The sequence below is a fragment of the Mesorhizobium sp. WSM4884 genome (assembly GCF_029625675.1).
GTDB lineage: Bacteria > Pseudomonadota > Alphaproteobacteria > Rhizobiales > Rhizobiaceae > Mesorhizobium.
In genome coordinates, this window is record NZ_JARTVO010000067.1 from 1 (window position 1) to 266 (window position 266).

Sequence of the window (266 nt, forward strand, 5' to 3'; positions counted from 1 at the left end):
GCGCTGAGGTTGAGCACTCGGCTGTCCCCGGAGATCGGGTCGGCACCGATAAAGGGCAGCTCTCCAACCGGGAGCGGTGACACCGAGCCCGACGGCGACATGTACAGGCGTTGCGGCGGGTTGTTCCACACCGCGGCGGCGAGTGCGATCGGTGGCGACACCACCAGTTGGGCGGTGACGGCAGCCGCCGAGGCTGCGAGAACTACGAGGTGACGACCGAATCGTGGCATGGTGCCACTCAACTCCTCCACCAGCTCCGTGTCGTG

Annotated in this window: 1 protein-coding gene; it reads right to left on the minus strand. The window is 66.9% G+C overall.

Annotation, left to right across the window (positions count from 1 at the left end):
* A partial coding sequence (locus P9236_RS30700) for a hypothetical protein (RefSeq protein ID WP_278078212.1) occupies window positions 1-266 on the minus strand: 266 nt, incomplete at both ends.